Source organism: Halomonas ramblicola (genome assembly GCF_030409215.1).
Classification (GTDB): domain Bacteria; phylum Pseudomonadota; class Gammaproteobacteria; order Pseudomonadales; family Halomonadaceae; genus Halomonas; species Halomonas ramblicola.
This window is the reverse complement of the sequence record NZ_JAUFPL010000018.1, coordinates 110,593-131,024: the sequence shown is the minus strand read 5'-3', so window position 1 is coordinate 131,024 and position 20,432 is coordinate 110,593. Positions and strand designations below refer to the sequence as shown.

General features: G+C 71.3%; 20 protein-coding genes and 1 tRNA gene. 12 read left to right on the top strand and 9 right to left on the bottom strand.

Translation table 11 applies throughout. The features are described 5' to 3' along the window. Positions 1–66: 66 nt before the first annotated feature. Positions 67–1,338: an HlyC/CorC family transporter gene (locus tag QWY80_RS07215; RefSeq protein ID WP_290230069.1), complete on the top strand. Its 1,272-nt coding sequence runs from the start codon at positions 67–69 to the stop codon at positions 1,336–1,338. A gap of 12 nt (positions 1,339–1,350) precedes the next feature. Here the strand turns inward: QWY80_RS07215 and QWY80_RS07210 are convergent, their stop codons facing one another. After that, positions 1,351–2,064 (bottom strand): 1-acyl-sn-glycerol-3-phosphate acyltransferase, encoded by a 714-nt coding sequence (locus QWY80_RS07210; protein ID WP_435389308.1) that lies wholly within the window; start codon positions 2,062–2,064, stop codon positions 1,351–1,353. Positions 2,065–2,069: 5 nt separating this feature from the next. Beyond that, positions 2,070–2,687, bottom strand: a complete 618-nt coding sequence (locus QWY80_RS07205; RefSeq protein WP_290230067.1) for a TetR/AcrR family transcriptional regulator — start codon at positions 2,685–2,687, stop codon at positions 2,070–2,072. 156 nt (positions 2,688–2,843) lie between these two features. On the opposite strand from QWY80_RS07205, the gene QWY80_RS07200 reads away from it, so the two are divergent. Together QWY80_RS07200 and QWY80_RS07195 are read left to right on the top strand one after the other, a co-directional pair. Then, positions 2,844–3,518 (top strand): SOS response-associated peptidase, encoded by a 675-nt coding sequence (locus QWY80_RS07200; RefSeq protein WP_290230066.1) that lies wholly within the window; start codon positions 2,844–2,846, stop codon positions 3,516–3,518. A 25-nt stretch (positions 3,519–3,543) separates the two neighbouring features. Then, positions 3,544–6,387 carry an insulinase family protein gene (locus tag QWY80_RS07195; RefSeq protein ID WP_290230064.1) on the top strand — a complete coding sequence of 948 codons (2,844 nt, stop codon included), beginning with the start codon at positions 3,544–3,546 and terminating at the stop codon, positions 6,385–6,387. A gap of 109 nt (positions 6,388–6,496) precedes the next feature. Here the strand turns inward: QWY80_RS07195 and sbcB are convergent, their stop codons facing one another. The 4 genes from sbcB to minC all read right to left on the bottom strand — a co-directional run bounded on the left by sbcB (position 6,497) and on the right by minC (position 9,944). Next, positions 6,497–7,990, bottom strand: coding sequence for an exodeoxyribonuclease I (gene sbcB, locus QWY80_RS07190; protein ID WP_290230063.1), 1,494 nt, complete (start codon positions 7,988–7,990; stop codon positions 6,497–6,499). Between the two features lie 84 nt (positions 7,991–8,074). Then, entirely contained in the window at positions 8,075–8,326 is a 252-nt protein-coding gene (gene minE, locus QWY80_RS07185) for a cell division topological specificity factor MinE (RefSeq protein WP_102588074.1), read from the bottom strand. Then, complete coding sequence (minD, locus tag QWY80_RS07180) at positions 8,323–9,141, bottom strand: septum site-determining protein MinD (protein ID WP_290230062.1); 819 nt, start codon at positions 9,139–9,141, stop codon at positions 8,323–8,325. The genes minE and minD overlap by 4 nt, the downstream gene beginning before the upstream one ends. Positions 9,142–9,200: 59 nt before the next feature. Beyond that, the gene (minC, locus tag QWY80_RS07175; protein ID WP_290230061.1) at positions 9,201–9,944 is read right to left on the bottom strand and encodes a septum site-determining protein MinC; all 744 of its coding nucleotides are present in this window, start codon (positions 9,942–9,944) and stop codon (positions 9,201–9,203) included. 255 nt (positions 9,945–10,199) lie between these two features. Between minC and QWY80_RS07170 the strand changes: the two genes are divergently transcribed. Continuing rightward, positions 10,200–12,980 (top strand): DUF349 domain-containing protein, encoded by a 2,781-nt coding sequence (locus tag QWY80_RS07170; protein ID WP_290230060.1) that lies wholly within the window; start codon positions 10,200–10,202, stop codon positions 12,978–12,980. 96 nt (positions 12,981–13,076) lie between these two features. Here the strand turns inward: QWY80_RS07170 and phbB are convergent, their stop codons facing one another. Next, positions 13,077–13,823 (bottom strand): acetoacetyl-CoA reductase, encoded by a 747-nt coding sequence (phbB, locus tag QWY80_RS07165; protein ID WP_290230059.1) that lies wholly within the window; start codon positions 13,821–13,823, stop codon positions 13,077–13,079. Positions 13,824–14,016: 193 nt separating this feature from the next. On the opposite strand from phbB, the gene QWY80_RS07160 reads away from it, so the two are divergent. After that, positions 14,017–14,093, top strand: a tRNA-Met gene (locus QWY80_RS07160). Between the two features lie 82 nt (positions 14,094–14,175). Here the strand turns inward: QWY80_RS07160 and QWY80_RS07155 are convergent. Then, positions 14,176–14,958, bottom strand: a complete 783-nt coding sequence (locus tag QWY80_RS07155; protein WP_290230057.1) for a DUF3750 domain-containing protein — start codon at positions 14,956–14,958, stop codon at positions 14,176–14,178. Between the two features lie 78 nt (positions 14,959–15,036). On the opposite strand from QWY80_RS07155, the gene QWY80_RS07150 reads away from it, so the two are divergent. After that, positions 15,037–15,975 (top strand): tetratricopeptide repeat protein, encoded by a 939-nt coding sequence (locus QWY80_RS07150; protein WP_290230056.1) that lies wholly within the window; start codon positions 15,037–15,039, stop codon positions 15,973–15,975. 36 nt (positions 15,976–16,011) lie between these two features. Here the strand turns inward: QWY80_RS07150 and QWY80_RS07145 are convergent, their stop codons facing one another. Next, on the bottom strand, positions 16,012–17,196 hold the full coding sequence (locus QWY80_RS07145; protein WP_290230055.1) for a MalY/PatB family protein: 1,185 nt from the start codon (positions 17,194–17,196) through the stop codon (positions 16,012–16,014). Positions 17,197–17,241: 45 nt separating this feature from the next. Between QWY80_RS07145 and QWY80_RS07140 the strand changes: the two genes are divergently transcribed. The 6 genes from QWY80_RS07140 to QWY80_RS07115 all read left to right on the top strand — a co-directional run bounded on the left by QWY80_RS07140 (position 17,242) and on the right by QWY80_RS07115 (position 20,378). Continuing rightward, entirely contained in the window at positions 17,242–17,676 is a 435-nt protein-coding gene (locus QWY80_RS07140) for a hypothetical protein (protein WP_290230273.1), read from the top strand. A gap of 33 nt (positions 17,677–17,709) precedes the next feature. Continuing rightward, on the top strand, positions 17,710–18,540 hold the full coding sequence (locus tag QWY80_RS07135) for a hypothetical protein (protein ID WP_290230054.1): 831 nt from the start codon (positions 17,710–17,712) through the stop codon (positions 18,538–18,540). A 68-nt stretch (positions 18,541–18,608) separates the two neighbouring features. Then, positions 18,609–19,016 carry an acyl-CoA thioesterase gene (locus tag QWY80_RS07130; protein WP_290230053.1) on the top strand — a complete coding sequence of 136 codons (408 nt, stop codon included), beginning with the start codon at positions 18,609–18,611 and terminating at the stop codon, positions 19,014–19,016. Next, positions 19,013–19,483 carry a Cys-tRNA(Pro) deacylase gene (ybaK, locus tag QWY80_RS07125; protein WP_290230052.1) on the top strand — a complete coding sequence of 157 codons (471 nt, stop codon included), beginning with the start codon at positions 19,013–19,015 and terminating at the stop codon, positions 19,481–19,483. The genes QWY80_RS07130 and ybaK overlap by 4 nt, the downstream gene beginning before the upstream one ends. A 75-nt stretch (positions 19,484–19,558) precedes the next feature. After that, positions 19,559–19,885 (top strand): hypothetical protein, encoded by a 327-nt coding sequence (locus tag QWY80_RS07120; protein WP_290230050.1) that lies wholly within the window; start codon positions 19,559–19,561, stop codon positions 19,883–19,885. After that, positions 19,857–20,378, top strand: a complete 522-nt coding sequence (locus QWY80_RS07115; RefSeq protein ID WP_290230049.1) for a DUF501 domain-containing protein — start codon at positions 19,857–19,859, stop codon at positions 20,376–20,378. Before QWY80_RS07120 ends, QWY80_RS07115 begins: the two co-directional genes overlap by 29 nt. Positions 20,379–20,432 lie beyond the last annotated feature (54 nt).

The following is a 20,432-nucleotide window of genomic DNA, read 5'->3' as shown; positions in this document are numbered from 1 at the left end:
CGCCTTGACACCGCGCGCGCCCGTCCCGTCAAATCGAGCCTGACACGCGACCGAGGAACCCTAGACTTGAGCGACGACTTCCCACTGGGATTGCTGTTCGGCCTGCTTTTCCTGCTCATCTGCCTGTCCGCCTTCTTCTCCAGTTCCGAGACCGGCATGATGTCGATCAACCGCTACCGCCTGAGCCATCTGGCCAGCAGCGGGGAACCGCGGGCCCAGCGCGTCGCGAGGCTGTTGGCACGCCCCGACCGACTGATCGGCGTGATCCTGATCGGCAACAACCTGGTCAACAACCTGGCGGCGGCCATCGCCACCGTGCTGGCCATCCACTTCTTCGGCGAGGTAACGGGGCCGGCGGTGGCCCCGCTGATCCTGACCATCGTGATCCTGATCTTCGCCGAGGTCAGCCCCAAGACCTACGCCGCGGTGAAGCCCGAGCGCATCGCCTTCCCGGCCTCGCTGGTGCTGGAGCCGCTGCTCAAGCTGCTCTACCCGCTGGTATGGCTGGTCAACGCCCTCTCCAACGGCCTGCTGCGGCTGATCGGCGTGAAGAGCATCGAGGGCGGCGGCGACAACCTGACCCGTGACGAACTGCGCACCGTGGTCCACGAGGCCGGCACCCTGATTCCCCAGCGCCACCAGACGATGCTGCTCTCCATCCTCGACCTCGAGAACGTCACCGTGAACGACATCATGGTGCCGCGCCACGAGGTGATGGGCATCGACCTGGACGACGACCTGGAGGACATCCTCGCCCAGATCCGCACCAGCCAGCACACCCGGGTACCGGTCTACAAGGGCGACATCAACAACATCATCGGCATGCTCCACCTGCGTAACGCGGCGCGCTTCCTGTCACGCGATGAGGTGACCAAGGCGGCCATCGTCCAGGAGGCCCGCGAGCCCTACTTCATCCCCGAATCCACGCCGCTGCATACCCAGCTGCTCAACTTCCAGAAGCAGAAGCGGCGCATCGGTATCGTGGTGGACGAGTACGGCGACGTGGAGGGCCTGGTCACCCTGGAAGACATCCTCGAGGAGATCGTCGGCGAGTTCACCACCGACGTGGCGGGCATGGAGGAGGAGATCCACCGCCAGGACGACGGCAGCTACGTGATCGAGGGCACCGCCAACATTCGCGACATCAACAAGTCGCTGGGCTGGCAGCTGCCCACCGACGGCCCCAAGACCCTCAACGGGCTGATCCTGGAGCACCTGGAGGCCTTCCCCGAAGGGCCCGTCTCGATGCAGCTGGGCAGCGTGCGCATGGAAATCCTCGAGGTGCGCGACAACCTGATCACCGCGGCACGCTGCTGGCAGGCGCCGCGGCGCCGCTGACGCCACGCCGACTCAGCGGCGCTCCAGCGCTCCGCCGGCGACCGGCTCGACCCAGCGGTCCGCCTCGGCCTTGAGCGCGCGCACCCGCACCTCCAGGCACCGGCGCGTCGCCCGGGCCGGCGACAGCGGTTCGCCGAAGCGCAACACCACCCGCGCGCGAAAGCGGCGTGGCCACTTGGTGAGGGCGCGCGCCCCGCAATGCGAGGTCCAGGACCCCCAGAGGCCGGCCAACCCGGCGGGGATCACCGGTACCGGGTCACGGGCCAGGATCCGCTCCAGGCCACGCCGGAAGTCATGAATCTCGCCATCCGGGGTCAGTCGCCCCTCGGGAAAGAGCATCACCACCTCGCCGGCGCGCAGCGCCCGTCGCACCTCCTCCAGGGCACGGCGCAGGCTGGCCGGATCGCGCCGGTCCGACTCCACGGGGATGGCCCCCACCAGCCGGAACAACCAGTTGAGCCAGGGCGAGTCATAGATCGGCTTGTCCATCAGGAAACGCAGCGGGCGGCGGCTGGCGCCGCCCATCACCAGGGCGTCCATGAAGCTGACGTGGTTGCACACCACCAGGGCGGCACCGCGCGTCGGGATGTTGGCCTGCCCCTCCAGGCGCAGGCGGTAGAGGCAGCGCACGGCGAGGTACACCAAACAGCGCACCACCGACCGCGGCCGGCTCACCAGCCGCCAGGCGAGCCACAGCAGCGGGCCGGCGGCAAGGATCCAGGCCAGCGCGGTCACGTCTCGGCGGACCTCGCCCTCAGCCCGGCGAGGATGGTGTCCAGCAACTGGTCGAGCAGTTCGCCGACCTCCAGCTGCTGACCCTGCCAATAGCCCAGGCGCTCGTTGAGCCCCAGCAGCACCAGGCCGTGGACGCTGCCCCACAGGGTGCGCCCCAGGCGGCGCGCTTCCAGGTCCCCCAGGGCCGGCTGGTACTCCTTGAGCGTGCCCTCGACGCGCACGAAGAGTGCCTCGATCATGGCGTTCTGGCGCTGGTCGAGCTCACCCTCCTGGGCCAGGGGGTAGTCGAACAGCAGCTGCCAGCGGTAGGCCTCGCGCTGGGCGAACTGCCAGTAGGCGCGCGCCAGGGCCTGCAATCGTTGCTCGGGAGTGGCGCGGGTGGTCAACGGCTCGATCACCTCGCGCAGCCGTGCCAGGGTCTCGAGGTTGACGTGCTGCAGCAGGTTGTGGAAGCTGCCATAGAGCTTGAGTAGGGTACTCGGGGCACAGCCCACCTCCCGTGCCAGAGCCCGCAGCGAGAGGGTGTGCACCGGATTCTCCTGCAGCCAGGCGTCGCACGCCGCCATGACCTGGGCATGGAGCGCCTCGGGGGCATGCTGTCTGGGACGGGCCATCGAAATCCTCGCGAGCCGGACGGGCGTTAGCGTGAAGGACCTCAAGGATAGCGCACATCGAACACTGTTTTCGATACCCGGGCCGCATTCCCCACGTCGCGCTTTTCCCGGACGGCCCGCTTGGTTACCCTGGCGACCCACCAACGCGGAGCGCCCATGGCCGGCCGACTGCATATCGCCCCCCTCGATTCCGATGCGCTGCTGCCCGAGCTGGCCGTCGATGCGCCCCTGGTCACCAGCCCCAACCTGGCGCCGCGGCGCATGATCTCGGCGATTCGCCTGGAGGCCGGGCGGCCACGCCTGGGCCGGCTGTTCTGGGGCCTGACGCCCCCCTGGCTGGAGGTGCTCGACCATGCGCCCCACTGTGCCCGGGCCGAGTCGCTGGAGGCGCGCCCCATGTTCCGCGAGGCCTTCCAGGCCCGGCGCTGCCTGGTGCCGGCCAGCGGGATCTATGTCTGGAAGCCACAGCCGCGCTTCAAGCAGCCCTTCCTGGTCACCCGGACGGACCGCGGCCCCCTGCTGCTGGCCGCCCTGTGGTGCCGCTTCCACACCAGCCTGGCCGAGCACACCGACTCCCTGGCGCTGATCACCGTGCCGAGCAATCCGCTGCTGGCGCCGCTCAGCGATCGGTTGCCGGCGGCGATCGACGCCACCGATGCCCGCCGCTGGCTGGCCCCCGACACCCCAACCGCAGAGGCCCGGACGCTGCTCGCCCCTGCCCGGGCGGAACTGTTGGGCGCTTTTCCGGTATCAAGACGAGTGAACAGCCCCGCGCACCAGGACGCCGCCTGCGCCCACCCCGTCGGGCCCATGCTGCGCCACCGCGCCTGATGCTTCCCCGAGACGAGGAGAAAGGATGTCCCGCGCCCTGCCCCACGCGCCCAGCCGCCACCTGCTGCCGCTGGCGCTACTCACCCTGGCGGCCCTCGCCGTCCTGCCCGAGGCCCGCGCCGAACGCCCGGACGAGGTGGCCGCGGCCACTACCCCGATCGTCAGCCCCCACGACGAGCGCGACTACCGGGCGCTGACCCTGGAGAACGGCCTCACCGCCCTGCTGGTCAGCGACCCCGAGGCCGACGAGGCGGCCGTGTCGATGAACGTCTCGGTGGGCAGCGCCCAGGACCCGGAGGACCTGGCCGGGCTGGCCCACTTCCTCGAGCACATGCTGTTCCTGGGCACCGAGCCCTACCCCAAGGCCGACGCCTACCAGGACTACCTGTCGCGCCACGGCGGCAGCCACAACGCCTTCACCGCGCCCCAGGACACCAACTACTTCTTCGACATCGAGCCCGAGGCGCTGCCCGGCGCCCTGGACCGCTTCAGCCGCTTCTTCGTCTCGCCGCTGTTCAACGCCGACCGGCTGGGCAGCGAGCGCAACGTCGTGCACTCGGAGTACGTGGCACGCATCCGCGACGAGGGGCGGCGCGAGAACGACGTCCTCGACCGCCTGCTCAACCCCGAGCATCCCTTCACCGGCTTCGCCGTGGGCAGCCGCGAGACCCTGGCCGACCGTCCCGAGGGCGAGCCCAGCCTGCGCGAGCGGGTGATCGACTTCTACGAGCGCCACTACGGCGCGGGCGTCATGCACCTGGCGGTGGTGGCGCCGCAGCCGCTGGACGAGCTCGAGGCCCTGGTGGCCGGACGCTTCGTCGACGTACCGGACCGCGATCTCGAGCGGCCGGTCATCGAGACGCCCCTCGCCCTGGAGGAGCGCCTGCCACGGCGCGTCGCGGTGCAGTCGCTGCGCGACAGCCGCCGGCTGAGCTTCCTCTTCCCGGTACCCGACCCCATCGCGGAGTATCGCCACAAGCCCGCCGACCTGCTCGCCCACCTGCTGGGTCACGAGGGCGACGGCAGCCTGCTGGCGGTGCTGCGCGAGGCGGGCTGGGCCGACGGCCTGTCTGCCGGGGTCACGCGGGGCGACGGCCGGCATGCGTTGTTCCGGGTCGGCATCAGCCTGACCCCGGCCGGCGCCGAGCAGCGCGACGCCATCGAGGCCAGCCTGTTTGCCGCCATCGAGCGGATCCGCGAGGAGGGCCTGGCGGAGTGGCGCTACGCCGAGCAGGCACGGCTGGCCGAGCAGGCGTTCCGCTTCCAGCAGCACGGCGCCCCCCTGCGCGATGCCATGCGCCTGTCCATGAACCTGGCACGCTTCCCGATGGAGGACGTCCAGTACGCCGACTACCGCATGGACGGCTTCGACCCGGAGCGCGCCCGCGAGTACCTGGCGGCCCTGCGCCCCGACAACCTGATCCGCCTCTACAGCGCCCCGGACGTGGAGGGCGAGCAGACCTCGCCCTGGTTCAACGCCCCCTGGCGGGAGGAGGCGGCCGGGAACGCCGAGCCGCTGACGGGCCTGGCCCTCCCCGAGCCCAACCCCTACATCGCCGAGGACCTCGAGCTGCTCGACGACCAGGACCAGCGACCCCAGCAGCGTATCGACGAGCCTGCCTTCGACTTCTGGTACATGGCCGACGCCAGCTTCGACACCCCCAAGGTGGAGTGGCGCTTCAGCCTGCAGCACCCGCGCGCCGCCGAGGCGCCTCGTGAGGCGGCGCTGGCCCGCCTGCTGGCCGGCTGGCTGGAGGACAGCCTCAACGAGGCGCTCTACCCCGCCCGGCTGGCCGGCCAGCACGCCGAGGCCTACGCCCATGCCCGCGGCATCACCCTGGCCTTCTCGGGCTGGCGCGACCGCCAGCCGGCGGTGATGGAGCGGGTGCTCGAGCAGCTGCAGGATGCCGAGATCGGCGCGGAGAGCTTCGAGCGGGTGCGCCACCGGCTGCAGCGGGAGTGGCGCAACGCCCCCCAGGACGCCCTGCACCGCCAGGCCGGACGCACCCTGGCCGAGGCCCTGGTGCGCCCGCAGTGGCCTTCCGAGGCCCTGCTGGAGGCGAGCCGCGAGCTCGCGGTCGAGGACCTGCGCGACTTCCGCGGCGCCTTCCTCGCCGAGCTGCGCCTGGAGGCCATGGCGGTGGGCAACCTCGATGCCTCCACGGCCGAGGCCACGGCCCGGGAGGTCGCCGAGGCCCTCGCCCCGACCCTCGACGCCGCGGCGATTCCCGACCTCGTCCCGCTCGCGGCCGAGGACGGACTGCCGCCCCTGACCCCGGCCACCCGGCGCGAGGAGTCGGTGCTGCTGCGCTACCTGCAGGGCCCCGACCGTTCGCTGTCCAGCCAGGCCCGCCTTGCGGTGCTCGGCCAACTGATCGAGACGCCCTTCTACCAGCGCCTGCGCACCGAGGAGCAGCTCGGCTACGTGGTCAACGCCGGCTACTCGCCGATGCTCGACGCCCCCGGCCTGGCGCTGCTGGTGCAGTCGCCGGAGACCGAGAGCGAGACCATCGACGCCCGCATCGACGCCTTCCTGGAGGACTTCGGCGCGCGCCTCGAGGCACTGGACGACGAGGACCTGGTTGCCTACCGGCAGGCGGTCCATGACACCCTGACGCGTCGCGACACCAGTCTCGGCGAGCGTGCCGACCGGCTATGGCGGGCCCTGGCCTACGGCGACACCGCCTTCGATCGCCGCGAGCGCCTGGCCGCCCGGGTCCTGGAGGTCACCCGGGACGACCTGCTGGCGGCCTGGACGGCGCTGCGCGACGGCCCCGCCGTGCGCGTCGCCTTCGATCCGGGCGACGAAGCCGATGACATCCTGGCGCTGACCCGCCACCTCGAGCCGCTGCCCGAGGGTGAAGAGTGATCCCCGGCTGCGCCGGGAGCGATAAGCTGCAAGCTTCAAGCCGGAACAGGGCCACCCATAGCGGCCCTGGCAAAAGGCGTAGACCGGACCAGGCCCGAAACGGGAGAGGTCAGTCCGCGTCAAACGCCTGGGGCGGCATGATCGCCTCCACGTGCATCACCAGTTCCTCGAGGATCTGCCGCTCGCGATCCTCGAGGGCCACCTGGTTGAGCCGCTCGATCTCCCTGGCGAAGCCCTTGAGGGTCAGGCTGGCCACCGCCGGGTCGTTCATCCGCGCCCAGCGATAGGCCTCCCAGCGGGCGAGCTCCTCGCCCTCCAGGGTGTCGGGATAACTGCGCGCCCGATAGCGGTAGAGCATCTCCTCGAGGCGCGGGTCCTGGAAGGCGAAACGCGCCCCCACCAGGTCCCAGGGGTCGGTGTCGCGCACCCGCTGCATCTGCTGGCGATCCGCCGGCGAGAAGAAGCCCCCCGAGTAGAGCATCAGGTCCGGATCGCCGGGCCCCTCCGGAGGGGGCTCAGCGAACACCTCGGCGACCCGCGCGGCCACCTCGGGGTGCTCGGCGAGCCGCTTCCAGTGAGCGCGGCAGGCGGCCATGTCGAGCCCCAGCCGCTCGACGATGGTGCCGTACTCCCCCTCCCGGGGGCCGGCGACGTCCTTCAGTGCACTGGCCGGGAAGAGCACCGGGCACTTGTTGATGTGGATCACCTTGAGGGGGATGCGCTCGGTGCCCTCGGCCAGGTCGTCGTTGCTGACGAAGACCCGTTGGCGGATCTGCTCGGGGGTCAGGTCGAGGAGCGGGGCCGGGTCCACCGAGAGGTCATAGACGATCACCCCGTTGGGGTTGGTGGGGTGCTCGGCCAGGGGAACCACCAGGGCGCTGCAGGCGCGGCTGGCCGGGTAGCGCCGCGAGACGTGCAGCACCGGCTTGCGGCCCGGCACGTCCAGCAGCCTGGCCACCGCGCGCTTGCCACGCAGCTTGAGCAGGTAGTCGAAGAGGTTGGCGTTGGCCTCGCGCAGCCGCCGGGCCAGGGCGATGGTCGCCCGCACGTCGGCCAGGGCGTCGTGGGCCCCGGCGTGCTCGATGCCGTTGGCCGCGGTGAGATCCTCGAGCCGGAAGCTGGGGGCGCCGTCGTCGCGCCGCGGCCACTCGAGGCCCTCCGGGCGCAGGGCATGGAAGGCCCGTACCACGTCGATGAGGTCCCAGCGGGAGTTGCCGTTCTGCCACTCGCGGGCGTAGGGGTCGAGCAGGTTGCGGTAGAAGAGGTGGCGGGTCACCTCGTCGTCGAAGCGCAGGCTGTTGTAGCCCACCGAGCAGGTACCCGGCTCGCCCATCAAGGCCGCGATGCGCCCGGCGAACTCCGCCTCGGGCAGGCCGCGACGGCGTGCCTGCTGGGGGGTGATGCCGGTGATCAGGCAGGCCTGGGGATGGGGCAGGAAGTCGTCGGCCGGCTTGCAGAACCACTCCACCGGCTCGCCGATCTCGTTGAAGTCGGCATCGGTGCGGATCGCCGCGAACTGGGCGGGGCGATCGCGACGCGGGTCGGCACCGAAGGTCTCGTAGTCATGCCACAGGAAGGTCAGCGGGGCGTCGGACGGCGCCATGGGCGAGCTCTCTCTGACGGGTGGTGCAGGATGAAGGCCTCAAGCCTAGCACAGCCCCGTCGCGGGCTCAGCCTGCCCCGGGCCTCAGGCCCGGGGCAGGGTCACGTTGAGCTCCAGCACCGAGCAGTTGTCCTCGCTGTCGAGGCTGATGTTGATGGCATCGTCGTCCACCTGGACGTAGCGCCGGATCACCTCCAGCAGCTCCTTCTCCAGCATCGGCATGTAGTCGGGTTGCCCGCGCTGGCTGCGCTGGTGGGCGACGATGATCTGCAGCCGCTCCTTGGCGACCGACGCGGACTTCTTGCGCTCTCGCTTCAGGAATTCGAGCAGTTTCACCGGCGACCTCCTCCGAACATGCGGCTCAGCAGGCTCTTCTTCTGGTATTCGTGGAAGCGCAACGGGACATCCTCGCCGAGCAGGCGGGACACGGTATCGGCATAGGCCTGGCCGGCGTCGCTCCCGGCGTCGTGGGTCACCGGCACCCCCTGGTTGGAGGCACGCAGCACCGCCTCGGACTCCGGGATCAGGCCGATCAGGTCGATGGCCAGGATCTCGCGGATATCCTCCAGGTTGAGCATGTCCCCCATGTCGACCCGCCCCGGGTTGTAGCGGGTGATCAGCAGGTGCTCCTTGACCGGGTCCGCGCCCCGCTCGGCGCGCCGGGTCTTGGAGGCGAGCAGGCCCAGGATGCGGTCGGAGTCGCGCACCGAGGAGACCTCGGGGTTGGTGATCACGATCGCCTCGTCGGCGTAGTACATGGCCAACTGGGCGCCGCGCTCGATGCCCGCCGGGGAGTCGCAGAGGATATAGTCGAAATCCTTGCCCAGGGTCTCGAGCACCTTCTCGACCCCTTCCTGGGTCAAGGCGTCCTTGTCGCGGGTCTGGGAGGCCGGGAGGATGTGCAGGTTGTCGACCCGCTTGTCGCGGATCAGCGCCTGGCTCAGTCCCGCCTCGCCCTGGATGACGTTGACCAGGTCGTAGACCACGCGGCGTTCGCAGCCCATGATCAGATCCAGGTTGCGCAGCCCCACGTCGAAATCGATGACCACGGTCTTGTTGCCACGCAGCGCCAGGCCGGTGGCGATGGCTGCCGCGCTGGTTGTCTTGCCGACGCCTCCCTTGCCGGAGGTCACAACGATGATCTTGGCCAAGAGTCGCTTCCTGTCTGTCGTTGAAGTGGATTCCGTATGACCCGGGGCCTGCCCGCCCCTCAGCCGAGCGAGGTGATGCCGAGCTGGTCGCCGTCGAGGCGCACCTGGACCGAGGTACTCAGCAGGCGCGGGTCGATGTCCTCGAGGCGCTTGTAGTTGCCGGCCACCGAGAGCAGTTCGGCGTGCAGCTCGCGGCAGAAGATGCCGGCCTGGGGATCGCCGTGGATGCCGGCCAGGGCGCGACCGCGCAGGGCGCCGTAGACGTGCACGCTGCCCGCCGCCAGCACCTCGGCGCCGGCATTGACGGCGCCCACCACCACCAGGTCGCCGTCGGGCGCCGTGACCTGCTGGCCGGAACGCACCGTGCCGCGGTAGATGCGCCCGCCGCTGGCCACCCCGGGCGGCGACTCGAGATCGCCCTCGGCCGGCGCATCGCCCTCCTGGGACGGCACGCTCTCCAACTGGCGCGGGCGGCTGGCCTCCTGGGGGGGAAACCAGCCCAGCCCCAGCGCCCAGGCCGACTGCTTGACCGGGTCGGTACCGCCACGCACCGCCACCGGCAGCAGCTTGTGGGCGCGACACACCGCGCAGATGCGCTCCAGCGCCAGGTGAGGCTCGTCGAGCCTCTCGACGCTGAGCACCACCGGGGTGTGCTGAAAGAAGGCCGGGGACTGGCTGAGCTTGCCGGCGAGCTGGTCGCGAATCTGCTCGGGATCGGCGCAGGTCAGCTCCATGACCGTCATCGGCAGCATGCCCCCCTTGAAGGTGAAGGCCATGCGATCCCTGTCCAGGTTGAGACTCATTGCCGAACTCCACGTCGGGGTTATCGGGGTATGGGTCAAAACTAAGCGAGTCCCGTCTCCCCTGCAACTCAATCATACGCACGGCGGTGCCCCGGTGTCAGTGTCTCCGTCAGGCCACACCCGAGCGCCGGAACGGACTTTTCCCCAGCGGCGGCGCGTGCTTAGATACCCGCAAGGACGCCAGTTCGACCATCGACCAACAATATCCGGGCCGGCGCGTCCCGGTCCGCACCGCGCCCCCCGCCAGGATCGCCCATGTCAGGACTCTTCCGTCGCCTCTTCGCCCCCCGCTGGCAGCACCCCGACCCCAAGACGCGCCGCCAGGCCATCGAACGCCTCGACCCCGCCCGCGACGAACACCGCCAGGCCCTCGAACGGCTGGCCGCGGACGCCGATGTCACCGTGCGCGCGGCGGCCCTGGCCCGCCTCGAGGATCCCGAACGCCTGCTGGCACTGGCCGACGAGGCACCCTCGCCCGAGCTGACACGCCGGCTGGTGGCACTGCTCAGTGGCCGCGAGGGGCGACTGGAGCTGGGCGCCCGGGTCGCCCTGGTGGAGCGTCTCGAGAAGGCCGACCTGCTCGCCGAGATCGCCCTGCAGGGTGACAACCAGCAGCTGCGCCTGGCGGCGGTCGAGCGCCTCGACGACGAGGCGGCGCTGATCCGACAGGCCTGCGACAACGGCATCGCCGCAGTGCGCCAGGCCGCCGCGGCCCGGGTGACCAGCGAGGAAGGCCTCAACCGCCTGGTCCGCGAGGCGAAGCGTGACCGCCAGGTGGTACGCCAGGCCCGCGAGCGCCTCAACCGCCGGCGGGCCGACGCCGCCGGGCTGGCCGCCGCCCGCGAGAAGCGCGAGGCGCTGGTCGAGGAGCTGGAGCGCCACGCCCGGTCGCCCTGGGAACCGTTGTATGCCGGACGCTTCCGCCACCTGATGCGCGAGTGGAGTGCCCTGGAGGATCCCCCCGAGGCCGGCCTGGAACGCCGCTACCAGGACGCCTGCCTGCGCTGCCGCAAGGTGATCGAGGATCACGAGGCCCAGCAGCGTGCCCAGGAGGCCGCCCACCGCCACCGCGAGGATGCCGAACAGGCCCGCGAGGGGCTGGTGGAGGCCCTGGAGGAGGGGCTCGAGGCGCTCACCCGCAGCGAGGTCATCACCGCCCAGGACCTCGACAGCCTGCGTGCCCAGAAGCGCCTGCTGGCCAATCGCTGGCAGCTGCTCTCCGACCAGCACCTGGCCGACGAGGCCCTGGACGTCCGCTACGATGACGCCCTGCGCCGCTTCGAGCGGGTCACCGGCGCCTGGGTGCGCCTGCAGCAGCGCGCCGGCGAGATCGAGCGCGCACTCGCCGACGGCGATGACGAACGCCTCCAGGCCCTGGTGGAGGCCACTGCCTGGCCCGAGGAACTCGCCCCCACCCCGCTCCTGCGACGGGCCCGGCAGCACCTGGCGACCGAGCCCGGCCAGGCGAAGACCAGCGGCGCCGAGCGCCTGGCGCGCTTCGCCGCCGACCTCGACGAGCTGGAGCGCCTGCTCGAACGGGGCGCCTTCAAGCCGGCCAGCCGCCTCCACCAGCGCCTGCGCCAGGCCGCCGAGGGCCTCGACGAGGCACAGCGCCGGCCCCATGCGGCGCGCCTCAAGCGGCTGGGGGCCCGGCTGGCCGAGCTGCGTGACTGGCGCGGTTTCGTCGCCGGGCCCAAGCGCGAACAGCTGGTCCAGGCCATCGAGTCGCTGGCCGACGACGAGACCGCCGTGGACGCCGCCCTGGATCGCCGCCACCGCCAGCTGGTCAAGGAGTGGAAGGCGCTGGGCGACGCCGCCGCCAATCGCGAGCAGTCGGCCCAGTTCCGCGCCGCCTCCGACCGCATCCATGAGCGACTGGGCCCCTGGCGGGCCCGGCTCGATGCCGAGCGCGAACGCAATCTGGCCACCCGCGAGACCCTCTGCGAACAGCTCGAGACGCTGCTCGAGCGCCCCGCCGAGGAGGCCGACCCGGATGCCCTGCGCGAGATCCGCGACCGCGCCCGGGACCAGTGGCGGCGCGCCTCCCCGGTCCCCCGCGACCAGGCCGAGGCCATCGGGCGCCGCTTCGGGCGCATCCGTCATCGCCTCCAGGCGCTGATCGACCAGCGCGCTCGGGAGATCGCCGACGCCAAGCGCGAGCTGATCGAGGAGGCGCGCACCCTCACCGAGCAGGAGATGCCTGCCACCCGCCGAGCCGAACAGGCCAAGGCATTGCAGCGGCGCTGGCGAGCCCTTGGGCGCGCGCCCAAGGGCGAGGAGCAGGCGCTGTGGCGGGAATTCCGCGGCCTCTGCGACACCATCTTCTCCACCCGCGAGGCGGAGCGCGACGACCGTGCCCAGCGGGCCCGGCAGCGCCTGGACACCATGCAGGCGCTGATCGACCGCCTGGATGCCTGGCAACCCTCCGGCCCCCACGACGAGGCGGAACTGGCCCGCGCCATCGACGAGGCCGCCGCCCTGGAGCCGCTGCCCAGCGGGCGTCGCAGCGAGGGCATGCGGCGCCGCTGGTCGGGCATCGTGCGGGCCCGCCGCGAGCGCCTCGAGCGCCTGGCGGTGGCCGAGGAAATCGAGCGCTGGCGGGCGGTACGCCCCCTGCTCGACGCCCACCTGGCGGCGGATGCCGAGCAGTTGGACGGCGGAGACGCCCGCGAGGTCGAGGTTCCCCCCGAACTGGACCTGGCGGAGGACATGCGCGGCGCCCACGCGCGGCGCAACGCCGCACGCCAGGATCCCGCCGATCAGGCCGAGGTGGCGGAACGCCTGGCCAGGGTGCGCGTGCACCTCTCGCTGCTGGCGGTGGGCAGCGTCAGCCATCGCGACGACCCGCTACGCCTGGCGATCCAGGTCGAGCGCCTCAACGAGAACCTGGGTCGGGAACCCTCCCGCGCCGAGGAGGTGCACGGCGTGCTGCGCGAGCTGCTGGCCGTGGGGCCGGTCTCTCCCGTGCTCTGGGAGCGCGAGGTGGGCGAGCTGGACCGGCTGCTGGAGCGGCTCGTCCACCTGCCTCCCCCCTGATACGCGAAAGCGCGAGGCACCTGGTCCTCGCGCTTTCCGGCGTGCTCGGCCTCGCCGTTCCGGGATCCTCCGGGACAGGCGAGGCCAACCTGGCGATCAGCCCATGAACTGGCCACCGTTGATGTCGATGTTGGCACCGGTGATGAAGCCGGACTCCTCGTCGGCCAGGTAGGCCACCAGGCGACCGATCTCCTCGGGCTTGCCGTAGCGCTTGACCGGGATGGTCTCGCGGATCGATTCGCGGACCTTCTCGGGGATATTCATGATCATGTCGGTGGCGATGTAGCCGGGGGACACGGTGTTCACCGTGATGCCCTTGGTCGCCGTCTCCTGGGCCAGGGACATGGTCAGGCCATGCATCCCCGCCTTGGCGGCGGCATAGTTCACCTGGCCGAACTGGCCCTTGCGCCCGTTGATCGAGGAGATGTTGATGATGCGCCCGTACTGCCGTTCGAGCATGCCTTCGATCACGCTGCGGCAGGTGTTGAAGACGCTGTTGAGGTTGGTGTCGATGACCTCGCGCCACTGCTCGGGGGTCATCTTCTTCATGGTGCCGTCGCGGGTGATGCCGGCGCAGTTGACCAGCACGCCGATGGGGCCGTGCTTCTCCTCGACCTCCTTGACCCCCTTCTGACAGGCGTCGAAGTCGACGAGATCGATGCCGGCGATGTCGATGTTGTCGAAACCCTCCGCCTTCTGGGTCTCCAGCCAGGTCTTGGCCTTCTCCGGATTGTTGTAGCCGGCCACGACCATGTAGCCCTCGGCGGCCAGGCTGCGACAGATGGCGCTGCCGATTCCCCCGGTTCCCCCGGTTACCCAAGCAACGGTTGCGTTCTTGGCCATTGTTACCTCCCTGATCATGATGACGCTGCGGCCCGACCCGAAACCAACGCGGGCGGTACCGGCATTGTTCGCGATACGGTTGCCATTTTCATGACAACCGAGGTCAGTATGAACCACGCCCGGCGGGAGGGACGAGCGTTTTAACCCGCCCCTTGACTCCTGCCAGGTTCCCGGTAGAATATGCCTACGTTGATGCGGGGTGGAGCAGCCTGGTAGCTCGTCGGGCTCATAACCCGAAGGTCGTCGGTTCGAATCCGGCCCCCGCTACCAAATATCGGAAAGAAGCCGATTCCTTAGGAGTCGGCTTTTTTCGTGCCCGACGACCCGGTCGTCGGTTTCCCCTCTTTCAGGTTCAGCGGCCCCCGCTACCCTTCCCCTCTCCCTTGATCAGGGGTGCCACACCGAGCCGGCCGATGCCGGGAAGCTTGAGCGCCGGGCGGCGCAGGTCGAGGCCCAGCGCCAGCCCCAGCAGGTTGAGCTCGAGGCCCTCGTCGCGGCCCAGGGTCAGGCCCAGCACCCCGCCCAGGGAGGCGGTCAGGCCGGCCCCGCCCGGCGCCGCCGCCAGGGGGCCGTCGAGCAGGTAGTCCTTGCCCACCGCGGTCACCGGCAGCACCGCCTCGAGCCCCTCCACCTCACGGATCAACCAGGCGGTGAAGGTATTGCTGTTGGGGCCGGGCCAGGCGCGGTAGGCGTCGGGGGCCGGGTAGGCGGCCACCGCCGCCTCGATGGCGGGGATCAGCCGCGCGGCCCCTTCGCCGCGGTAGTCGGCCAGCAGGCGCGGCGGATTGCCGTACCAGGCGCGATCCGGGGTCTCGGTGGTGGTGCTGGCCAGCGCCGGGCGGCGCCAGCTCGTCACCTGGTGCATGCGCCACGCCGCGGCACCGGCCTCCCGGCTGGCCACCCAGGTGTGCACGCCGAAGGCGCCCCGCCAACCCCAGGCCCGAGCGGCGTAGAGCTGCACCACCGCCCCGGGCGCCTCGACGGGGCTCGGCGCCAGGCCGGCCGGCTCGCGACTGGCCGCCCCCCAGTGGCGTCCGACCTCGACGCCCCCACTAGCCAGCATCCACAACGGGCCGGCCAGCAGCAGGGCCAGGGCCACCAGCATCGCGGCCAGCGGCCGCCAGAGACTGCGCATCACGCCTCCTCCCCTTGAATCCTTCGCCCGTCACCCGCATCTCAGGTGGAAATCCACTCGATCCCGGGAACCCCAACCATGTCCATCGTCGACCCGCGCACCGGAGAGCCCCTCACCGCCGATCTTCCCTCCGATGCCGAGGCCAGCGCCACACCGGATGCCGGCCAGGCGCCGGAGGTGATCATCGACGTCGACTCCAGCAATATCCAGCAGGTGCTGGAGCTCTCCATGCAGGTGCCGGTGCTGCTGCAGTCCTGGGCCACCTGGTGCGAGCCCTGCAAGAACCTGATGCCGGTACTCGAGAAGCTGGCCCGCGAGTACCGCGGCACCTTCGTGCTCGCCAAGCTCGACATCGACGCCAACCAGGAGATCGCCGCCCAGCTCGGCGTGCGCTCGGTACCCGACGTCAAGCTGATCAGCCAGGGCGGCCTGGTCGACCACTTCCAGGGCGCACTGCCCGAGAAGCAGGTCCGCGAATGGCTGGCCCGCTACTTCCCGGCCCCCGAGGACGCCCCGGCCAGCCCCGAGGAGCAGGCCGCCGAGGCGCTGGCCGCCGGCGACGCCGCCACCGCCCGGGCCCTCTACGCGGAGCTGGCGCAGCAGTATCCCCAGCACTACCCCTACCAGATCGAGCTGGCCCGAGCCCTGGTGGCCGAGGGCAATGCCGAGGAGGCCCGCGCCCTGCTCGACGACCTGCCGCCGGAGGAGCGCGACGGCCCCGCGGCCCGCGGGGTGCGCGCCAGCATCGAGTTCGGCGAGGAGGCCCCCTCGGCCGAGGAGCTCGCCGCCCTGGGCGACCGCGACGACAGCGAGGCCCGCTACCGGCGCGCCCTGCGCCGGGTCGCCGACGGCGACTACGAGGCGGGGCTGGAGGGCCTGCTGGCGCTGATGAAGAGCGACCGCGCCTACGGCGACGACGCCGCCCGCCGGACCCTGCTGCGGGTCTTCGATGCCCTGGGCGCCGACCACCCGCTGACCGTCACCTATCGCCGCAAGCTGTTTGCCCTGCTCTACTGAGCCCGCACGGCGGCTGCCCTTGGGCGGCCGCCGGCGTCATGCCGCCAGCACCCCGTCGAGGCGTGCCAACGCCGCCTCCAGCTGCGTCGCCGTGGTGCCGAAGTTGAGTCGCGCGAAACCCGGCCAGCCGAAGTCGGCGCCGTCGGAGAGCGCCACCCCGGCGCGCTCGAGCAGCGCCCTGCAGGGCGAGGCCCCGCCTTGCAGGGCCGGCGCCTCGCGCAGGTCGAGCCAGGCCAGGTAGGTGGACTCGGGCGGGCTCATGGCCACCCCGGGCCAGCGGGCCACGCGCTCGGTCAGGGAGTGGCGATGGCCGCGCAGCACCGCCAGCAGCGCCCGGCGCCAGGGGTCACCCTGGGCGTAGGCGGCCTCTGCCGCCACCAGCCCCAGGACGTTGCCGTCGGGTGTCAGCCCCTTGATGCCCCGGGCGAAGCGGCGGCGCAGCCCCGGGTCGGGGATCACCGCACAGGCGGTGGTCAGCCCCGCCAGGTTGAAGGTCTTGGACGGCGCCCAGAGGGTCAGGATGCGCGAGGCCAGTGCCGGGAAGGTGGCCGCCAGCGGTCGATGCCGCGCCCCCTCGTCGAGCAGCAGGTCGCAGTGCAGCTCGTCGGAGACCACCAGCAGGTCGTGGCGCTCGACCAGCTCGGCCAGGCCGGCCAGCTCCTCGCGGCTCCAGACCCGGCCGGTGGGATTGTGCGGCTGGCACCACAGCAGCAGCCGGGTGCGCGGGGTGATCGCCGCCGCCAGGGCCTCGAGATCGAGCCGCCACGGCTCGCCGGGGCGGGCGGGGGACCGCATCGGCGCCTGCTGGGGTTCCCGGCCGGTGCGTTCGGCGACCCGCAGGAAGGGCGGATAGATCGGCGTCAGCGTCAGCACGCCATCGCCCGGCTCGGTCAGCGCCAGGCTGGCCAGATGCAGGGCCGGCACCACGCCCGGCAGCCACAGCTGCCAGTCGGGCTCGATGGCCCAGCCATAGTGCTCGGCGCTCCAGGCACACAGCGTCTCACGCAGCGAGTCGGGCACCAGGCCGTAGCCGAACACCCCGTGGTCGACCCGGGCACGCAGCGCCTCGAGCACCGCCGGCGGCGAGACGAAGTCCATGTCGGCCACCCACAGCGGCAGCACCTCGCCGCCGTAGCGATGCCACTTCTGTGAGGGCCAGTGAGACGCATCGCCGCCCTGCGGATGCCGCCGCTCGACGGGCGTGGCAAAATCGAACTCCATCCACACTCTCCTTCTCATGGCCAGGAACAGCCGATGACCAAGACCATGCCCCAGGACGACTTCTATGCCAAGGTGCGCCGCGGCCTGCCTGCGCTGCTGGGCCAGTGGCTGGCACTGGGCCAGGATGCCCCCGACCGCCTGGCCCTGATACTCGCCGAGACGGCCCGGGTGGCGAAGCTCGGTGAACCGGAGGCCACCCCGGACGGCGCCACCCTGGCCGCCTGGAGCGCCCCCGGCGCCGGTGACGAGGTCCCGCTGTGGGCGGCGCGTACCGCCACCTTCCTGCTGGTGCAGATGCCGGCCCGGCCGGTGCCGGACGGCGACGACGAGGCCTGCGCCTGGGCCTACTGCTGGCTGCGCAACCGCGACTTCGACGACTTCGCCGCGGCCCATGCCGCCCTGCCCGAGCACCTCAGGGAGCCCCTGGACGCCGCCCTCAAGGCCGCCTGGACCGACCGCCAGGGACTGCGCCTGGTGTAGGAGCCTGTACCCACTAAGGATAAGGAAAACGAGATGGAGGTTCCCCTCGCCTGGCAGCTGGCCAAGCTGCTGGTGTCCATCGGCATGGTGCTGGGCCTGGGCGCCGTCGCCGTGCGCGTCAGCCCGCGCGTCGCCGGCCTGCTGGCCGGCTACCCCCTGGGCACGGCCATCGCGCTGTTCTTCATCGGCCTGGAGCTCTCCCCGGCCTTCGCCGCCGAGAGCGCCGTACACACCCTGGCCGGCTTCACCGCCACCCTGGCGCTGGGCGGCGGCTACCTGCTGGCCGGCCGCCGCCCCGGCCTGCCCGGGGTACTGGCCGGCACCCTGGGCGGCCTGGCGGCCTTCCTGGCGGTCAGCCTGCTGCTCACCCGGGTGGAGTTCACGCGGCTCACCGGCACCCTGACCACCCTGGTGGCCATCGCGCTCTTCCTGCGCCTCTATCGCCGGGTGCCCGAGAGCCTGGCCAGGCCGTCCGGCGGCTTCTCCTGGACCGCCCTGGGGGTGCGGGCACTGCTCGCCGCCGCCATCATCTTCGTGATCACCGGCCTGGCCCATGTGCTGCCGGCCGCCTGGGCCGGGGTCATGGCCGCCTTCCCGGTGACCATGTACCCCTTCCTGGTGATCCTCCACCTGACCCACGGCCCCGGCCCGGTGGCCACGGTGATCAAGCATTACCCGGCGGGGCTGGGCTCGCTGCTCTGCTACGCGCTCTGCGTATCGCTCGCCTACCCCGCCCTGGGCCTGGCGCTGGGCACCCTGGCCGGCTTCGCCGTGGCCACCCTGTGGCTGCTGGCCTGGACGCGCCTCCAGGCGTGGCAACGCCGGAGAGGCGAGGGGCGGCGAGGGCAGGCCACCCCACCTTAGAAGGATTGACCGAGCGCTTGCTCGGGGCAAAGCTGTGGCCCTAGAGCGATCACAATCAGGACCCTGCCATGTTCATCCGCACCATCGAGCCCGCCTTCTACGACACCGACGCCCTGGGGCACGTCAACAACACCCGGCTGCCGGCCTGGTTCGAGCTGTCCCGCAACGATCTCTTCCGGCTCTTCACCCCGGACCTGGACCCGGCCAAGTGGCGGCTGATCATGGCCCGCATGGAGATCGACTACCGCGCCGAGTTGCACTACGGCAGCGAGATCGAGATCCGCACCTACCTCTCGCGACTCGGCAACAGCTCCTTCACGGTGAGCCAGGAGGCCCGCCAGAACGGCCGGCTGACCAACCTGGGCCATACGGTGCTGGTCCACTTCGACCACCAGGCGAAGCGCGCCGTGCCCATCGAGGGCGAGCTTCGCGAGGCGCTGGAGGCCCACCTCCAGGAGGAGCCGGCCGAGGCATGACCCCCGCCGTCAAGCTGCTCGAGGAGGCCGGCGTCGACTTCGCCCTGGCCGAGTACCACCACGATCCGCGCACCCCGGCCTTCGGCGAGGAGGCGGCCCAGGCCCTGGGCCTGTCGCCCGACGAGGTCTTCAAGACCCTGCTGGCGCGACTCGACGACGGCCGCCTGGCGGTGGCCATCGTCCCGGTGTCGGGCCAGCTGGACCTCAAGGCCCTGGCCCGGGCCGCCGGCGCCCGCCGGGCCACCATGGCCGACGCCGCCGAGGCCCAGCGCGCCACCGGCTATGTGGTCGGCGGCATCAGCCCCCTGGGCCAGAAGCGCCGTCTGCCCACCTTCCTCGACGCCAGCGCCGAGTCCCAGGCGGCGATCCACGTCAGCGGTGGGCGCCGCGGACTGGAGATCCGCCTGGCGCCGGCCGAACTGCTCGCGCTCACCGCCGGCCGCCTGGCGCCCCTGGCGCGGTGGTGAGCCGAAACTCGCGCCCCGGGGTCTCAAGGGGATAAGGTAGCGACCCGGCATCCCATCCACCCACAGGAGCCAGGCATGGCCATCCGCTACACCCTCTGGCTGGATCCCGACGATGTCACCCGCCACCGGGCGGTGGAGGCGGACCTGATCCGCTACTTCGTCGAGCGCTTCGCCGACTACCCGCATATCCGCTTGTTCGGCGCCGATCCCTACGATTATGATGCCCCGTTCAATCGACTCCATGACGTCCTGATGGCCCGGGCCGCCGAGTACTGCGAGCGGGAGTGGTGCTACGTGCCCACCCCCGATCAGCTCAATCGCGCCTTCTTCCTGGCCGTCGGGCGATCCAACAAGTTCGTACGGGGCCCCGACGATGGTGATCCGCACCGATCAGACTCCTGACGCCTGCCAGCTGGCGATCATCGCCGAGCAGCTCGGCCGCGCCCCGCGGGGCATCGAGGCCGTGGCGGCCACCGACGGCGAGGGCACGCCCCTGGTGCTGCGCATGGCGCCCATCGTCGACGGCAAGCCCTTCCCCACCCTCTACTGGCTGAGCTCCGAACAGCTCAAGGTGGCGCTCTCGCGCCTCGAGGCCGACGGGGTGATCAAGGCGCTGGAGAGCCGCCTGCAGGCGGCCCCCGACTTCCTCGCCGCCTACCACGCCAGCCACCGCGACTATGTCGCCACGCGCTGGCGCCGCATGAGCGCGGACCAGGCCGCCGAGGTAAGGCGCCTGGGCTACGAGGCGGTGCTCCGCGAGCGTGGCATCGGCGGCATCGCCAACTGGGACCAGGTGCGCTGCCTGCACACCCAGTACGCCCATCACCTGTGTGGCGACAACGTCATCGGCCAGTGGCTGGACGCCGAATTCGCTGTCGCCGACTGCCTGCCCTGACCCAGGCTTCCGACCACGCGACACCGACGCTAGGATGGGCCATCACCCAAGGAG

What these genes read in the sequence shown, in the direction of transcription:
- QWY80_RS07205 (WP_290230067.1), bottom strand. Translation starts at nt 2,687, where the DNA reads ATGGCCCGTCCCAGACAGCATGCCCCCGAGGCGCTCCATGCCCAGGTC.
- QWY80_RS07200 (WP_290230066.1), top strand. Translation starts at nt 2,844, where the DNA reads ATGGCCGGCCGACTGCATATCGCCCCCCTCGATTCCGATGCGCTGCTG.
- QWY80_RS07195 (WP_290230064.1), top strand. Translation starts at nt 3,544, where the DNA reads ATGTCCCGCGCCCTGCCCCACGCGCCCAGCCGCCACCTGCTGCCGCTG.
- sbcB (WP_290230063.1), bottom strand. Translation starts at nt 7,990, where the DNA reads ATGGCGCCGTCCGACGCCCCGCTGACCTTCCTGTGGCATGACTACGAG.
- minC (WP_290230061.1), bottom strand. Translation starts at nt 9,944, where the DNA reads ATGAGTCTCAACCTGGACAGGGATCGCATGGCCTTCACCTTCAAGGGG.
- QWY80_RS07170 (WP_290230060.1), top strand. Translation starts at nt 10,200, where the DNA reads ATGTCAGGACTCTTCCGTCGCCTCTTCGCCCCCCGCTGGCAGCACCCC.
- phbB (WP_290230059.1), bottom strand. Translation starts at nt 13,823, where the DNA reads ATGGCCAAGAACGCAACCGTTGCTTGGGTAACCGGGGGAACCGGGGGA.
- QWY80_RS07155 (WP_290230057.1), bottom strand. Translation starts at nt 14,958, where the DNA reads ATGCGCAGTCTCTGGCGGCCGCTGGCCGCGATGCTGGTGGCCCTGGCC.
- QWY80_RS07150 (WP_290230056.1), top strand. Translation starts at nt 15,037, where the DNA reads ATGTCCATCGTCGACCCGCGCACCGGAGAGCCCCTCACCGCCGATCTT.
- QWY80_RS07145 (WP_290230055.1), bottom strand. Translation starts at nt 17,196, where the DNA reads ATGGAGTTCGATTTTGCCACGCCCGTCGAGCGGCGGCATCCGCAGGGC.
- QWY80_RS07140 (WP_290230273.1), top strand. Translation starts at nt 17,242, where the DNA reads ATGCCCCAGGACGACTTCTATGCCAAGGTGCGCCGCGGCCTGCCTGCG.
- QWY80_RS07135 (WP_290230054.1), top strand. Translation starts at nt 17,710, where the DNA reads ATGGAGGTTCCCCTCGCCTGGCAGCTGGCCAAGCTGCTGGTGTCCATC.
- QWY80_RS07130 (WP_290230053.1), top strand. Translation starts at nt 18,609, where the DNA reads ATGTTCATCCGCACCATCGAGCCCGCCTTCTACGACACCGACGCCCTG.
- ybaK (WP_290230052.1), top strand. Translation starts at nt 19,013, where the DNA reads ATGACCCCCGCCGTCAAGCTGCTCGAGGAGGCCGGCGTCGACTTCGCC.
- QWY80_RS07120 (WP_290230050.1), top strand. Translation starts at nt 19,559, where the DNA reads ATGGCCATCCGCTACACCCTCTGGCTGGATCCCGACGATGTCACCCGC.
- QWY80_RS07115 (WP_290230049.1), top strand. Translation starts at nt 19,857, where the DNA reads ATGGTGATCCGCACCGATCAGACTCCTGACGCCTGCCAGCTGGCGATC.